Raw genomic sequence first — 1,790 nt, 5'->3', positions numbered from 1 at the left:
TGCGCGCCGTGGGCACGGCCTTCAACATCCGCAGTGCCGGCAAGCGCATGGTCGTCACCGTTGCCGAGGGCACCGTCGACGTCTACCCCGAAGGCAGCGAGAAGCACAGCGCCGTGCGGGCCCATGCCGGGGCCGAAGTGGTCTGGGCGGCGCAAGCCTCAGGGCCCGTGGTGTCGCCGGTGGACCCCGCCAATGCGCTGGGCTGGAAGCAGGGCCGCCTGGACTACGTCAACGAACCGCTGTCGTCCGTGGTGGCCGACCTCAACCGCTACTCCGGCCGCCGTATCCTGATCGGCGATCCCGAGGTCGGCGAGATCAGTGTCACCGGCAGCGTGCGCGCGAACGCGGTACAGGCCTGGGTGGAGGCCCTGCCCGGCCTGTTCCCGGTGCGGCTGTCGATGGATGCCGAGGGCAATCTGCTGTTGTCGCATGCGGAGTCGCTGTAGTACCGGATCGATACGTCCATCCGTCCAGGCGATATGCGGCGATCCTGCCGCGCAGGGGATTCATCGATGCCAACCTCGTACATGCGGCCGCTGCGCGCCGGCCTCATCGCCTTCTCCATCGCGGCCTGCAACAACGCCTGGGCTCAGGCAGGGAACTCGCCAAGGGCCGTGACGCCGGCCGATCCGCTCGACAAGCGCCTGCAACTGGACCTGCAGCCCCAGCCGCTGTCCAGCGCGATCATCGCGCTGTCGAAGCTCGCCGACGTGCAACTGGTCATGGCCGGTTCGCTGAGTGGCCACAGCACGGCGGGGCTGCGGGGTGAGATGAGCCTGCGCGAGGCGCTGACGCGGCTGCTGGCTGGCACGGGCGCCACGTTCCGCAAGGCCAATGCCGACACCATCGCCATCGACCTGCCGCGCCACACGGCGGCAGACGACGAACTGGAGGGATTGCTCGCCACGACGCCGGACGAGGGCACCGCCCTGGCTGCCGCAGACGGCGATCCGGAGGTGCTGCTGACCATCCCGGTGCCCAACCGCGAAACGGCAGCGGCGGAGCCCTCACCGGCACGCGCACCCTCTTCGGCGCAACTGGAGGAGATCGTCGTCACCGCCACCAAGCGCGAGAAATCGGCGCGCGAGATTCCGGTTAGCATCACCGCATTGCGGGGCGAGGACCTGGAGAAGATCGGCGCGCGCGACGTCCAGGACTACCTGATGCAGGCGCCGGGCATCACCCTGGTCGACAGCCAGCTCGGCGAGGCCTCCGGCCGCAGCTTCACCGTGCGTGGTGTCGGCCCCGGCGACAGCAGCGGGCTGGGCAACCAGACCATGGGCCAGTTCCTGGGCGACGTGCCGCTGACCGATCCTTTCGGCAACTTCGGCGCGCCCGATCTCGACCCCTACGACCTCAGCACAGTGGAAGTCCTGCGCGGACCGCAGGGCACCACCTTCGGCGCGTCGGCCCTCAACGGTGCACTGCGCTACGTGCCCAAGCAGCCGGAGTTCGATCGCTGGCAGGCCCGCGGCTTCGTCGAGCGCACGCAGCTGCGTGAGGGCGGCACCGGCCATACCTATGCGCTGGGCCTCAATGCCCCGCTGGGCGAAACGGCCGCCGTGCGCGCCTCCGGGCTGCTGCAGAACGCCCCCGGCCTCTACGACAACCTGCAGCGCGGCGTGGAGGACGCGGACAACCGTCGCAAGTGGAGTGTGCGCGGGGCCGCACGCTGGGAGCCCACGGAGAAATTCAGCGTCAACGTCATGGCCCTCAAGCAGCAGTCACGGGTCAACGACGTACTGCAGGCGGACAACGGCGAGGGACGCTTCGAGAACAACCGCCAGCCC

Annotated in this window: 2 protein-coding genes; both read left to right on the top strand. The window is 69.4% G+C overall.

Translation table 11 applies throughout. The features are described from left to right. Positions 1 to 446, top strand: a 446-nt coding sequence (locus VGF12_RS00280) for a FecR family protein (protein WP_414709951.1), incomplete at its 5' end; no start/stop codon positions are given. Between the two features lie 66 nt (positions 447 to 512). Continuing rightward, a partial coding sequence (locus tag VGF12_RS00275) for a TonB-dependent receptor (protein WP_331174046.1) occupies positions 513 to 1,790 on the top strand: 1,278 nt, incomplete at its 3' end.

The sequence above is a fragment of the Roseateles sp. genome (assembly GCF_036404855.1).
Classification (GTDB): domain Bacteria; phylum Pseudomonadota; class Gammaproteobacteria; order Burkholderiales; family Burkholderiaceae_C; genus Pelomonas.
Note: the sequence above shows the minus strand (reverse complement) of the source record. Positions and strands in the feature narration are given on the sequence as shown.